The sequence below is a fragment of the Leekyejoonella antrihumi genome, assembly GCF_007845645.1.
GTDB lineage: Bacteria > Actinomycetota > Actinomycetes > Actinomycetales > Dermatophilaceae > Leekyejoonella > Leekyejoonella antrihumi.
Window position 1 is genome coordinate 22,657 of record NZ_VCQV01000043.1, and the last position, 13,953, is coordinate 36,609.

10 protein-coding genes are annotated in these 13,953 nt (G+C 65.9%); 4 read left to right on the forward strand and 6 right to left on the reverse strand.

The features are described from left to right. Positions 1-114: 114 nt before the first annotated feature. The 5 genes from FGL98_RS21570 to FGL98_RS21590 form a co-directional block, all read right to left on the reverse strand. The gene (locus FGL98_RS21570) at positions 115-1,524 is read right to left on the reverse strand and encodes an FGGY family carbohydrate kinase (protein WP_146320401.1); all 1,410 of its coding nucleotides are present in this window, start codon (positions 1,522-1,524) and stop codon (positions 115-117) included. 75 nt (positions 1,525-1,599) lie between these two features. After that, complete coding sequence (locus FGL98_RS21575; protein ID WP_146320403.1) at positions 1,600-3,093, reverse strand: mannitol dehydrogenase family protein; 1,494 nt, start codon at positions 3,091-3,093, stop codon at positions 1,600-1,602. Beyond that, positions 3,090-3,965, reverse strand: a complete 876-nt coding sequence (locus FGL98_RS21580; RefSeq protein ID WP_146320405.1) for a carbohydrate ABC transporter permease — start codon at positions 3,963-3,965, stop codon at positions 3,090-3,092. Before FGL98_RS21580 ends, FGL98_RS21575 begins: the two co-directional genes overlap by 4 nt. Continuing rightward, positions 3,962-4,846, reverse strand: coding sequence for a carbohydrate ABC transporter permease (locus FGL98_RS21585; RefSeq protein WP_146320420.1), 885 nt, complete (start codon positions 4,844-4,846; stop codon positions 3,962-3,964). The genes FGL98_RS21580 and FGL98_RS21585 overlap by 4 nt, the downstream gene beginning before the upstream one ends. Before the next feature lie 29 nt (positions 4,847-4,875). Then, entirely contained in the window at positions 4,876-6,237 is a 1,362-nt protein-coding gene (locus FGL98_RS21590) for an ABC transporter substrate-binding protein (protein WP_146320407.1), read from the reverse strand. A gap of 153 nt (positions 6,238-6,390) precedes the next feature. Between FGL98_RS21590 and FGL98_RS21595 the strand changes: the two genes are divergently transcribed. The 4 genes from FGL98_RS21595 to FGL98_RS21610 all read left to right on the forward strand — a co-directional run bounded on the left by FGL98_RS21595 (position 6,391) and on the right by FGL98_RS21610 (position 12,547). Continuing rightward, entirely contained in the window at positions 6,391-7,347 is a 957-nt protein-coding gene (locus tag FGL98_RS21595) for a sugar-binding transcriptional regulator (protein WP_186526304.1), read from the forward strand. Positions 7,348-7,374: 27 nt separating this feature from the next. Then, entirely contained in the window at positions 7,375-8,775 is a 1,401-nt protein-coding gene (gene lpdA, locus FGL98_RS21600) for a dihydrolipoyl dehydrogenase (RefSeq protein ID WP_146320411.1), read from the forward strand. A 410-nt stretch (positions 8,776-9,185) separates the two neighbouring features. Further along, positions 9,186-11,171, forward strand: a complete 1,986-nt coding sequence (locus tag FGL98_RS21605) for a zinc metalloprotease (RefSeq protein WP_146320413.1) — start codon at positions 9,186-9,188, stop codon at positions 11,169-11,171. After that, positions 11,171-12,547 carry a PASTA domain-containing protein gene (locus FGL98_RS21610; RefSeq protein WP_186526305.1) on the forward strand — a complete coding sequence of 459 codons (1,377 nt, stop codon included), beginning with the start codon at positions 11,171-11,173 and terminating at the stop codon, positions 12,545-12,547. Before FGL98_RS21605 ends, FGL98_RS21610 begins: the two co-directional genes overlap by 1 nt. Positions 12,548-12,695: 148 nt before the next feature. Here the strand turns inward: FGL98_RS21610 and FGL98_RS21615 are convergent. Further along, on the reverse strand, positions 12,696-13,953 hold a 1,258-nt coding region (locus FGL98_RS21615; RefSeq protein ID WP_342779994.1), incomplete at its 5' end, for a peroxidase family protein.

A 13,953-nucleotide genomic window follows, 5' to 3' on the forward strand; every position in this document is an offset into this window, starting at 1 on the left:
ATTATGGCGGCACGACCCGAGTGTTCGCGCACAGCGCGCTGGACGCCGCACGTGGAGCCCGCCGACGCCCACGCCGGGTTCGAACCGCGGACGGCGCAGGCCCATCTGCCGGTGTCAGTGGTAGAGCCGGTCCAGGAGGGTCGAGTAACGATGGCGGAGCTCCTGGCCTGCGTTACCGGCCGGCACATCGTGGGCCGCACCGAGCGTGGTCGTCCAGGGCGGCGGCTCCTCCCGGCCGCTCAGCGCCCATGCCGCCTGACGCGCGGCTCCACGGGCGACGTACTCCCCCGGCACGGGGACGACCACGGGCACGCCGAAGACGACCGGGGCGACCTCCTGCACCGCCCGGGAGGCCGCCGCGCCACCGATCAGCAGCACGCGGTCGGCTCGGATCCCCTGCCGGCGCAACGAGTCCACGCCGGCGGCAAGGTTGCAGAGCATGCCTTCGACGTGCGCCCGAGCCAGGTTCTGCGGTGTCGCATTGAGGCGGGTCAGGCCTCCCAGGGTCCCGGTCGAGTCCGGCAGGTTCGGCGTGCGCTCGCCGTCGAGGTAGGGCAGCAGGGACAGACCGCCGGCCCCCACCTCTGCCTCGAGTGCGAGCTGGTCGAACTGGGCGAGGTCACAGCCGATCATGGCGGCTCCAGCACTCAGCACCCGTGCCGCATTCAGCGTGCACATCAACGGCAGATGACCGCCGGTTGCACTCGCGAAGCCGGCGATCTCGCCGCTTCGGTCTCCGACGGGCGAGTCATGCTCGGCGAACACCGTGCCGCTGGTCCCCAACGACACGACGACGTCACCCGGTTGAAGGCACAGCCCGAGCGCGGCACCCATGTTGTCGCCGGTGCCGGCGGCGACCAGGAGTCCGTCACTGGTCCGTCCGGCGGCCTCGGCGGGCGCGAGGACCCGTGGGACGGCAAGATCCGTTCCGGCCGCCCGCCGCACCAGATCCGGCACGTAGTCACCCGTCACCGCGGACCAGTAGCCGGTGCCCGATGCATCACCGCGATCGGTCGTCCAGCCGGTGAACCCGTCGCCCGTCCGGAGGATCCGGCCGGTCAACCAGTCATGCGGCAGGACGACCCGCGCCGTTCGGGCGAGGTTCTCCGGCTCGTGCCGCGCAAGCCAGCGCAGCTTGCTGACGGTGAAGCTCGCGACCGGGACCACATCCACCGCGTCGACCCATGCCTGGTCACCGCCGAGCTCTTGGACAAGGTCTGCCGCGTCCGACGCAGATCGAACGTCGTTCCACAGGAGCGCATCACGCACCAGACCGTCGTTCTCGTCCAGGGTGACCATGCCGTGCTGCTGGCCGGCAACCGCGATGGCGCTGACACCGTCCAACAGCCGCCCGGCAGTCGCCTCCGCAAAGGCATCCCACCAGTGCCGGGCGGAGACCTCCGTGCCGTCCGGATGGGCGGCTCGGCCGACCCGGACAATCTCTCCGGTCCGGGCGTCGCAGACGACGACCTTGCATGACTGTGTGGAGGAGTCGACTCCGGCGACCAGCTGACGTTGCACCATGAGGATCTCCGGTTCGAGGGCTCGGGGACACCAAGAGGTTAGCGTCTCACGCGGTGGGGCCGGCCGACCTGGGACCTAGTGCTCACCGGCCACGAGTGTCTCGAGCGTGGCGCGGGCACCCTCCTGATGCAGCGACTCCAGGGACTGCCGGTATGGCGTAGTGAACGCCGCCGCCTGCACGAGCGAGCCGAACAGGGTGGGGTCTCGAAGGAAGGCCAACGGGTCCTCCCCCTGTCGGGCGGCGGCGGCCATGACCTGCTCCTTGCGATGGTCCACCACCTCGATCGGCTCCCCCTGCTCGTCGACGCCCTCCGCATACCGCGCCCACGAGGCGACCACCAGCGCCGATCGGCGCAGCCGACCGCCATCTCGCAGGTTGTCCTCGATCACCGGGACCAGCCACTTCGGGATGCGGTCCGAGCTCTCCAGGCACAGCCGCGCGAGGTGGTCCCTGATCTCGGGGTTGGCGAATCGCTGAATGAGGGTCGTGCAGTAGTCGTCGAGATCGACCCCGGGCACCTCGGGAAGGGTCGGCATACCCTCCTCGTGCATGTAGCCGAGCAGGAAGTCCACGAACAACGGGTCCTGGCAGACCTCGTGCGCGTAGCGGTAGCCGGCGAGATAGCCCAGGTAGCACAGCGCCTGGTGGCTGCTGTTGAGCAGGCGCAGCTTCATCAGCTCGTACGGGACCACATCGTCGGTGATCTGCACCCCTACGTCCTCGAACGACGGTCGGCCCAGGGCGAATTCGTCCTGGAGAACCCATTGGGTGAAGGGCTCGGTGACGACGGGCCAGCCGTCCCGCAGACCGAGGTCACGGGTGAGATGCTCGATGTCGTCCTGGGTGGTCACCGGAGTGATGCGGTCGACCATGCAGTTCGGGAAGTGGACATTGCCGTCCATCCAGTCCGCCAGCTCGGGGTCTTTCAACCTCGCGAATGCCGTCATCATCTTGCGGGCGACGTCGCCGTTGCCCGGCAGGTTGTCGCACGACATCACGGTGAAGGGCGCGGTGCCCGACTCTCGCCGCCGGCGCAGGGCCTCGATGATGAAACCGAAGGCCGTGGAGGGCACAGCGCCATCGGTCAGGTCGGCCTGGATGGACGGATGTGTCCCGTCGAAATCACCGGTCGCCTGGTTGACGAGGTAGCCGCCCTCGGTGATGGTGAGGGAGACGATCCGCGTGGCCGGGTCCGTCATCCGTGCGAGAACGGCCTCGGGGTCGTCCGGGGCCAGCAGCATCCCGATGATCGACCCGATGACGCGAGCGTCACGCCGGCCGTCGGGATGCTTGACCACCACGGTGTAGAGACCGTCCTGAGCGTTCAACGTCTCGACGATGCGCCGATCCTTCGGCAGCACACCGATGCCGATGATGCCGAAGTCCTGCGCCTCACCGAGGCCCATCAGGGTGTCCAGATACACCGCCTGATGGGCTCGATGAAAACCGCCGACCCCGAAGTGCACGATCCCCGGGGTGACCGCGCTCCGGTCGTATGCCGGCCGCTCAACCCGCTCGTCCAGGTCACCAAGGGTGTGCTGGCTCAGGCCTACTGGCGCCCCACTCACTTGACTGCTCCCATCGACAGGCCCTGCACCAACTTGTCCTGAGCCGCGAATCCGGCGAACAGCACCGGCAAGGACACCACCAGCGAGGCGGCGCACACCTTGGCAAGGAACAGCCCCTGACTGGTCACGAACCCGGTCAGGTAGACCGGCGCGGTCTCGGCCCGGGTGCCGGTGAGCACTCGGGCGAACAGCAACTCGTTCCAGCTGAAGATGAAGCAGATCAGCCCGGCGCTGGCGATGCCCGGTGTCACGACGGGCGCGACGATCGACCTCAGGGTGCGAACCAACCCGGCCCCATCGACCTGCGCCGCCTCGAGCATCTCTATCGGGACCTCGGAAAGGAAGCTGCGCAGCATCCATACGGCAATCGGCAGGTTCATCGAAGTGTAGAGAATGATCAGCAGCCAGATGTTGTCGAGGAAGTGCACCTTGGTCGCAAACAGGTAGACCGGCAGCAGACCGGCGACGACGGGCAGGAACTTGGTCGACAGGAAGAAGAACATCACGTCCGACCAGCGCTTCACCGGACGGATCGAGAGGGCGTAGGCCGCCGGGAACGCCAGCAGGAGCACCAGCGCCGTGGAGACCACGCTTGCCGTCAGGGAGTTCAACAATGGCGGCCAGGGCCCGGAGTCGAAGAACGACCGATAGCCCTCCAGGCTCAACGACGCGCCGAACTTCGGCGGGTTGGCTGCGGCATCCGTCTCGGAGTGGAACGACGTCAGGACCATCCACAGCACCGGAAGCACGAACAGCACGCTGATGATCCAGGCCAGCCCGGTCAACAGCACACCCTTGTTCTTGCGCTTGCCGGGCTCACGCTCGACGACGTTGCTCGGCGCCTCTTCGGCGACCTTGTCGACGGTGGTCATGATGTCGTCTCCTCACTGAACAGGCTCAGCACCGTGCGAAGCGCGAACGTCGCGATGATGATCGTGCCGATCACGACGATCACGCCGGCAGCGGACGCCTCGCCGTAGTCGTGTGCCTGGTAGAACGTCTCGTAGATGAAGTAGGGCAGGTTGGCCGAACCCAGTCCTCCCGAGGTGATGGTGAAGACCGCATCGAAGTTCTGCACCACATAGATGGCGCCCAGCAGCCCGGACAGCTCGATGTATGGGCGCAGGTGCGGCAGCGTCATATTGGTGAAGATCTGCCACGGTGAGGCGCCGTCGATGCGAGCCGCCTCAACGACGTCCAACGGCCGGCTCTGCAGCCCCGCCAGCAGGATCAGCATCATGAACGGGGTCCACTGCCAGACCAGCGACACGACGATCGCGGTGACCGGGTTGTTGGAGATCCAGTCCGGCTGGGCCGCACCGTCCCCGAAGAACAGTTTCAGCAGCCCGTTGAGGAGTCCGTAGTCGGGGTTGAACAGCGCGTGCTTCCACATCAGGGCTGCGGCAACGGGAACGATGAGGAACGGTGTGATCATCAGCGTTCGGGCAAAACCTCGACCGCGGAACTTCCGGTCGAGCAGCATCGCAATGATCAGACCGAGCACCAGGCTCACCACGACCACTGCGACGGTCAGCATGATGGTGACGATGATCGCTTCACGCGCGTTGACGTCCGTCAGCACGCTCTTGAAGTTGGCGAAGCCCGCGAACCCCTTGTCGTCGGGATAGTAGGCGTTCCAGTGCATGAACGAGATGCCGATGGTCACCAGGAACGGCAGCTGCGTGACGATGATCATGAAGACCAGGGCCGGGAGCAACGGCATCCGCCGCGCCCAGGCGCCCGCCTTTTCCATTGCCGAGTTCCGCTCGGCAGCAACGGCGCTCACTTCTTCTCCCGTTCCTTGTACTGGTCACCCACGTCTTGAGCGATCTGCTGTCCCTTCGTGAGGGCGCTGTCGACGCTCTCCTTCCCCGCGATCGCCGAGCTGATGTCCTGGCTGATCTGGGTGCCGATGCTGGTGAACTCCGGGATGTCCACGAACTGGATGCCGGGCGCGGGCCGCGGCTGCACACCGGGGTTCTGCGGGTTGGCCGAGCTGATGGCCTTCAGGGTCGGCTGCGCGAAGGCCTTGGCCGCCGCGACGTACTTCGGGTTGGAGTAGAGGGACTTGCGGTAGCCGGCCGGCACTCGGGTCCAGCCGAGCTTGTTGCCCACCAGGTCCTCATACTTCTTGCTGCTCGCCCAGGAGATGAACTTCCACGCGGCGTCCTTCTTGGTGCTGGCCTGCTCGATCGACCAGGCCCAGCTGTAGAGCCAGCCGGAGTTCTTGGTCTTGACGACCGGCGCCGGGGCATAGCCGATCTTGCCCTTCACCGGCGAGCCCGTCGCCTCCAACGATCCGGCGGCCGATGTCGCGTCGTACCACATGGCGACATTGCCCTGGGTCAGGTTGTTCAGGCACTCGGTGAAACCGGCCTGCGGCGCTCCACGCTCGCCATACTTGCGCACCAGGTTCACGTAGAAGTTCACCGCCTGCTTGAACGGCGCCGCGGTGAGCTGTGCGTTCCAGTCCTTGTCGAACCAGGTGCCGCCGAAGGTGTTGATGACGGTGTCCAGCGGGGCGAACAGCTGACCCCAGCCGGGCTGCCCGCGTAGGCAGATCCCCGCCATCCCCGGTTTGGCCCCGTTGACCTTGGCCGCCAGCTGCGCCACCTGCTGCCAGGTGGGGTGGGCCGGCATCGTCAGGCCCTTTTCCTTGAACACATCCTTGCGGTACATCAAGAAGGAGGACTCGCCGTAGAACGGCTCCCCGTAGACCTTTCCGTTCGCGCTCAGCGCGGTCTGCATCGGCTTGAGGATGTCTTGCTGGTCGAACCCGGGGTCCTTGGCCAGGTAGGAGTCCAGCGGTGCGATCCACTTGCTCTTGGCGTAGATCGGAATCTCGAAGTTCGACAGGGTGGCCAGGTCGTACTGCCCCGCCTGGCTGGAGAACTCCTGACTTGCCTTGTCCCGCAGGTCATCCTCCGGCAGCACGGTGAACTGCACCTTGATGCCCGTCTCCTTGGTGAAGTACGGCGCCAGGGTCCGCAGATCGATCATCTGCGGGTTGTTCACCATCAGGACGTTGATGGAGTCCTGCCCGCCGCCGCTGAGGCCACCGCCCCAGCCGGCGCAGGCGGTCAACGACCCCACGACCATGCCGGCGGCGCCCAGGGTCGCTACTGCTCTCGTTCGTGTTCGCATGGACCTTCCCTTCGATACGGGCTCGCGAGCTCGCCTGCTCAGGACAGGCTCCCCGTCGCTCATTTGAGCGGTCTGCTGCACATATGAGTAGAGTGTTGCACATCACATCCACTCACGGGTGGTTTAACGTCGACTCACCGAAGGAGGCGAATGATGCCGAACGATGTGGATGATGTGGCAGCGCAACGGGCCATGATGATGACGGCCGTGCGCCGCTTCTACCTTGCCGACGAGTCGAAGGTGAAGATCGCGGCGGATCTGGGGGTCAGCCGGTTCAAGGTGGCCCGGCTGCTCGAGCAGGCCCGGGCGACGGGTGTCGTGCGCATCGAGATCGTCGGAGAGGAGGGCGTCGACCCGGCGCTGTCCGAACAGCTGCGTAACGCCCTCGGGCTGCGCAATGCGATCGTGCTCAGTCCGGCGACCGGACGGTCCGCGACCGAGCTGCGTGAGGCGATCGGGCGACTCGCCGCCCAGGACCTGGCCCGCCGCCTGACGACGAATGACGTGCTGGGACTGCCTTGGTCTCGGACGGTCGCCTGTATGGTCGCGGCTCTCCAATCGTTACCGAAGATTCCGGTCGTGCAGCTCAGCGGTGCGCTCAACCTGACCGGGGTCGACTCCACGCCGGTGGACGTGGTGCGTGACGCCACCCGCGTCAGCGGTGGCGCTGCCCACCTGTTCTACGCCCCGCTCGTGGCCGCAGACACCGACAGCGCGTCGATGCTGCGCCGTCAGCCCGGCGTAGCCGCAGCGTTCTCCCACGTCCCCGAGGTCACCGTGGCCGTGGTCGGTGTCGGTCAGTGGCAGCCGGGCGAGTCCACCATCTTCGATCTGGCAGATGCGGACGAGCAGTGCGCCCTGAGTGCCGCCGGTGCCATCGGCGAGATCTCGGGAGGCTTCATCGACGCCGACGGCGCGCCGGTGACCAGCCAGCTGACCGGGCGAATCATCTCGATCAACGTCCCCCAGCTCGCCGCGATACCAGAGGTGATCGGCCTGGTCACCGGTGCATCTCGGCACTTCGTCGTCGCGGCGGCGGTGCGCGCCGGCCTGATCAACAGCCTCGTGACCGACACGAGCCTGGCGAAAGCCCTCCTCGCTGCCTACTGAGCAACCGTGGGATATAGGGTTGGGCCCGTGGCAAATCACTTTGACGTCGTTGTCCTGGGAGCCGGCCCCGGTGGCTATGTTGCGGCCATCCGCGCCAGCCAGCTTGGTCTGAAGACCGCTGTCATCGAGGAGAAGTACTGGGGCGGTGTGTGTCTCAACGTCGGCTGCATCCCGTCGAAGGCGTTGCTGCGCAACGCCGAACTCTCGCACATCCTGACGCACGAGAAGGACAAGTTCGGCATCCAGGGCGATGCCACCATGGACTACGGCGTCACCCACAAGCGCAGCCGACAGGTCTCCGATGGCATCGTCAAGGGTGTCCACTTCCTGATGAAGAAGAACAAGATCACCGAGATCAACGGCTGGGGCACCCTCACGGACGCCAAGACCGTCGAGGTGAAGAACGGCAACGGCGAGTCCCAGACCGTCACCTGCGACCACCTCATCCTCGCCACCGGTGCGACGACCCGCCTGGTGCCCGGCACGTCGTTGTCCGAGCGGGTCGTGACGTATGAGGAGCAGATCCTCGACAGCGAGCTGCCCGGCTCCGTCGTGATTGCCGGATCGGGCGCCATTGGTGTCGAGTTCGCCTACGTGATGAAGAACTTTGGTGTCGATGTCACCATCATCGAGTTTCTGGACCGGATGGTCCCCACGGAGGATCCGGAGATCTCCAAGGAACTGCTGAAGCAGTACAAGAAGCTCGGCGTGAAGGTGATGCTCTCCACCAAGGTCGAGTCCATCGACGACTCCGGTGACAAGGTCAAGGTGACCGTCTCCCCCGCCGCAGGTGGCGACCGCCAGGTCGTCGAGACCGACAAGGTGCTGCAGGCGATCGGGTTCGCTCCCCGCACGGAGGGTTTCGGCCTGGAGGCTGCCGGCGTCTCGCTCACCGAGCGTGGCGCGATCGCCATCGATGGGCGCGGTCGCACCAACGTCGACGGTGTCTACGCAATCGGTGACTGCACCGGCAAGCTGATGCTCGCGCATACGGCCGAGGCCATGGGAATCGTCGCCGCGGAAACTATCGCGGACGTGGAGACCATGGAGGTCAACTACGACATGATCCCGCGGGCGACCTACTGCCAGCCGCAGATTGCCTCGTTCGGCTACACCGAGGAGCAGGCCAAGGAGAAGGGCTACGACGTCAAGGTCGCCAAGTTCCCCTTCTCGGCCAACGGCAAGGCGCAGGGTCTGGGCGAGGCGGTCGGCTTCGTCAAGATCATCGCCGACTCGAAGTACAACGAGATCATCGGCGCCCACCTGATCGGCCCGGACGTCACCGAGCTGCTGCCCGTGCTGAACCTCGCTCAGCAGTGGGACCTGACCGCTGACGAGGTCTCTCGCAACATCTTCGCCCACCCGACTCTGGGTGAGTCGGTCAAGGAAGCCATTCACGGCATCGCCGGGCACATGATCAACCTCTGATCCGAACACGATTCAGCGTCCAGGGAGGGTTCACACCAGCGGGCCCTCCCTGGACGTCTGTCCGGAGAGCATCCGCGCACCGGCAGTGGCAGGTTCTTCGGGCCGAGGAATAGCGGTGGCGCGCTGGGCCACAGCGCTATTCCGCTCTGCCCTTGGGTCGCGTCGCAGTGACCACGTGCCGCCACCTGACGGCGGGAAACGCAGCGCCTCCCCCATCTGGGGGATGTTGCAGCCCCATCACTCGAACATCATTTCCCTTAAGAGAAGTGGTCCGAGTCGTCAGGAGTCTCCATGCACCTGTTGCTGCCGGTGGCACTCGCTGCCCACCGAAAACCTCGCGGTGAGCATGGCGGGCGGCCCGATCGCGGCTCACCGACCGGGCGTGAGCCCCGCGGCACGGAGGTCATCTGATGGGGCTCCGTCTCCGCATCGGTGTCTTCATCGCCGATCATGACCCAGCCGCTCCGCCGTTGGCTGACGGGGTTGCCAACAGCGCGGTCCTGACGGGCGCACACTCGATCATCGCTTACTGGGCGCAGACAAGCCGTGGCTTCGTGGATCTCTCCGATTCTGAGTTGCTCCCCCCGGTGACCATCACGCTGAGCCGCTCGAACCTGAGCGTGCGGGAGATCGCGCAGACAGCCATAGACGCCCACTCGGCGGATTCCGGCCCGACCCACCCGGTCGACGCCTTCATCGTCCTGGTGAATCCTGGTGACCTAGAATTCACCAATCCGGGTTTCAACCCGGCCAAGCCTGCCGTTGGTGCCAATACTCCCACGGTTGTCCGCGCATTTCGGGCGGCCGCTGTCCCGGCGGGCAAGAACCTGCCCGTGCCAGTTGTTGTCGTCCCGGCCGCGTCGGTGACCTTCTCGACGCTGTACCACGAGGTTGGCCACCTGTTGGGCCTACAGCACCCCTATGGACTGGTCACGGCTGCCGACGACGACAAGTCGACCGCGGTGGTGGAGTTGAGCGCGGTCTACGGTTCGCCCTTCGACATCATGGGAGTCGGAGGGCAGGTCGACACCACCCACGATCCGGCCTGGTTCCGCTTCACGTCGACGTTCACCACCATCTCCCCGTTCGGGTGGTCATCGGTCGGTAGCCGCGTCGGCCCGAACCTCTCTCTGGCGCACCTGCACCTGGCCTGGCCGGCCGCGTTCGCCGCATCGTCGGTGATCGAGAGGAACCTTCCACACGGCGGTGTGGACGTGACCGCCCGCCTGGTGGCCGGTCGGCTTCTGGTCCTGCGCAGCCAGTCCGAGGATGCGCACGCCACCAATCGGCTGTACCTCGAACTGCGCACGGCAACCGATTGGGATGCCGGACTGGCGAGTGACGTCAACGACACCGTTCGGGAGGGCGTTGTCCTCCACCAGGTCGCCTACACGCCGGACACCGGTGACAACCGGCTGTGGTACCGCGGCAGCATCGGTCGAGACAGTTTCGACCTCGACACGCGGCTGCCTGGTTCAGCGATGACTGTGACCGTAACCGCCTGGGGACCGAACTGGGCCGACGTGCAAGTCTCGGTTCACGACAACACCGAGACCGTGACAGTCGAACTGATCGAGGAGGCGAGCCAGTTGGGCGAGCCCGTGTCGGTCGAGGAACACCGGACTCCGTGCGGCTCCACCTACGAGACTGGGACGTGGCAGACCGACGATCACAGCGTGTTCGAGGCACGAGCCCGCGGATTCGGCGGCGAGGGATCCTTCTCCGATCCCCCGCTCGAGGTGGACTGGTGGATCGGCGGGCGCTCATTGGGCACCCTCAGAGCCGGACCGGTGAGGGTCACGAACTCGGACGGCACGGCACACATCGTCATGGTGTCGGTCGATGACCTGCGCGGACGGCTCTCGGTGGACGCCGAGTCCGGCAGCGTGATCGACGTCGAAGTTGGCGCGCGAGCACGGAGCGCCGCATCGGTAGCGTACGGTTCCGCTCGCCTGACGGCGTCCGGGTCGTACACGGGAATCCGGCCCGAACACCTTTCACGGATCGTGCAGTGCATCAAGGACAACCTCCCGGTCGACTACGAGCGGTTGCGACTCGGACCACCGACCCCGGTGGACGGCGGCGGCTTTGTCGACTGGGCGCGGCACCGCCAGATGGAAGGTTGGATCACGGCCACGCTCGACACCACGCTCGGCCCGCCGACCCTCGGGGCCACCGCGCGGAGCGCCCTGCAACGGATGACCCGAGAGGTGCATGTGAACGCGGTCGATGGACGGATTCCGGCGGTTGGTACCCAGCGGCGGGCACCGGAGGTCGTGCGTCGCGGCCTCGCTGAGGGTTCTCGGATCCCCACCGCAGTATTCGAGACGAAGCGAAACCGCCCTGACAGCGAAATTCCAGGCCGAACGTCACCGACGAGTCTCTTGGAGGAATGATGAGCCAGATCAAACGCATCCCTTTCCGCGGTTCAGCCACTTTAGGAAGGGGCGTCAACACCCTGACCGGCGACGCCCTGGGAAAGGCCCTCACCGTTGTCAAGACGGAGACCGCCACCAGCGGCCAGGAGGCCAAGTACTCCGTCGAGATTTGCGAGACCTACGATGCGCTCATGGACAGCATGGGCCTGTCCATCGAAGCCGGTGGACGGTACGGCCTGTTCTCGGGGGAAGGAAAGTTCGCGTTCTCGGAGAGTTCCCATTTCAACGCGCACTCCACCTTCGTTGTGGCGAGTTGTCGCGTGCAGAACGCGTTCGAGATGGTTGACGAATACGAGCTGCGTCCAGATGCCCAGCGGTTGTTGGAGGATCCAGACAGATGGAAAACGGCGTTCGGCACCTCATTCGTGCGCGGGCTCCAGACCGGTGGCGAGTTCTTCATCGTATTCCAGGTGACGTCCACCAGCCAGGAGAGCCAGAGAGATCTCAGCACATCGTTCCATACCAGTTGTCAGGGGCTGGCCGTCTCGGCTGATTTCGACGCGAGCTATCAGCAGGCCAAGGCGTCCACGTCCCAGCGGACCGAGACCTCCATCTTGATGTATCAGCGCGCGGGTCAGGACGAGGAGGTGAGTTACGTGTCCGATCCCAAGGAAATCATCGAGCGTCTCCGCGCCTTCCCCGCCATCGCCCGCGCCAATCCGGCCGGCTACGAAGTAGAGGTGGCCGATTACAACACGCTCGCTCTGCCGGACGTCAACGACGAGGAAGTTGCGGACCGCGAGGCCTCACTCAACGACTGCGCGCGACTTCGCCTGAAGTTCATGACGCGACGCAACGACATCGAGTTCGCACGCGACAACCGCACCTTCTTCGCCGACCTTCCCGACGATGCCGAGTTGGGTAGAACGTGGGAGCAGTACAGTCGGGCGGTGAGCGCAGTTCAACGGCACGCCCAGAAGATCGCGGGCCGCCGCATTCCCCCGGTGATATTTGACCCATCCGCGCTCGAGCCTGCCTTGGAGCTGCCGGTGGTCAACCTGGCGCGCGTCAACTTCCCGACGGATATTCCGGTCCCCGACCTCACCGCGATGCCTGTCGAGAAGGCGAAGGAGGAGATCGCCAGGATCGGTCTGAGACACGAGAGCGACTACTCCTACGTGGACGCCCAAAGCACCGCCCCCATCGGCATCGTGACGGGCCAGTACCCTGCGGCGGGCACGATGCTCCAGCCGAACGGGCTTGTCCGGATCAAGCAGAACGCCCACGCGTTCGACTGGCGGGACCTGCCTGTCACGAAAGCACGGATGGCACCCGGGGCGAAGAGACTGTTGGCACCGGCCTCGTATGTGAAGGCCGTGCGCCTCGGGGGATGACACCACGCTCGTGAGCTCCTGGGCTACCTTGCCAGTCTCCGCCTTTACCCGCCGAGTGGAGCAATCACCCGCCGAGCGGAGTACGAATAGGTGCTCCACTGGGCTGGTTGGTGCTCCACTCGGCGGGGGTGGGGCGGGCTGGTGTCGGTCAGTAGCGGCCGAGTTCCATCACCTTGGTCCACGCGGTGACGAAGTCGGCAACGAACTTGCCCTTCGCGTCGGCGGCGGCGTATACCTCGGCCACGGCGCGTAGCTCGGAGTTGGAGCCGAAGACCAGGTCGTTGCGGGTGCCGGTCCACTTCCGCCGACCCTGCGCATCGGTGCCCTCGTAGCGCTCCTGGCCCTCGCCGACACTCTTCCACGTGACGCCCATGTCGAGCAGATTCACGAAGAAGTCGTTGGTCAGGGTGCCGGGCTGGTCGGTCAGCACACCATCGGTCGAGCCCTGCACGGTGACACCGAGGACCCGCATACCGCCGACCAGCACCGTCATCTGCGGCGCGGTCAACGTGAGCAGGCTGGCCCGCTCGACCAGCAGGTGCTCCGCCGACAGGCTGTTGTCCTTGCCGAGATAGTTGCGGAACCCGTCGGCCTTCGGCTCCAACGGAGCGAACGACTCGATATCCGTCTGGTCCTGCGTCGCGTCGGTGCGACCCGGGGTGAACGGCACCTGGACCTCCTGCCCGGCGTCCTTGGCAGCCTTCTCGATCGCGGCCGCACCACCCAGCACGATCAGGTCGGCCAGCGAGATCTTCTTGCCACCGGACTGGGCACCGTTGAACCTCTGCTGCACCCCCTCCAGCGCGGTCAGCACCGTCGCCAGCTGAGCGGGTTCGTTGACCGCCCACCCCTTCTGCGGCTCGAGCCGCAGCCGCGCACCGTTGGTGCCACCGCGCTTGTCACCGCCACGGAAGGTCACCGCCGACGCCCACGCCGTGCTCACCAACTGGGACACGGTCAACCCGGTCGCGAGGAGGTCACCCTTGAGCGCCGCGACGTCCGCGTCGCTGACCAGCTCGTGGTCCACGGCCGGTACCGGATCCTGCCAGATCAGCCGCTCGGCCGGCACCTCCGGGCCGAGGTAACGCTCGATCGGGCCCATATCACGGTGGGTCAGCTTGAACCAGGCCCGGGCGTACGCATCGGCGAACTCGGCCGGATTCTCCAGGAACCGCCGCGAGATCTTCCCGTAGATCGGGTCCTCCCGCAGCGCGATATCGGTCGTCAGCATCGTCGGCGGCCGGTTCAGCGTGCCATCCTGCGGATCCGGGAACGTGTTCGCACCGGCCCCGTCCTTGGCCTGCCACTGGTAGGCACCCGCCGGGGACTTGGTCAACTCCCACTCGTAACCGAACAAGATCTCAAAGAAACTGTTGTCCCACGTCGTCGGCGTGTTCGTCCAGGTG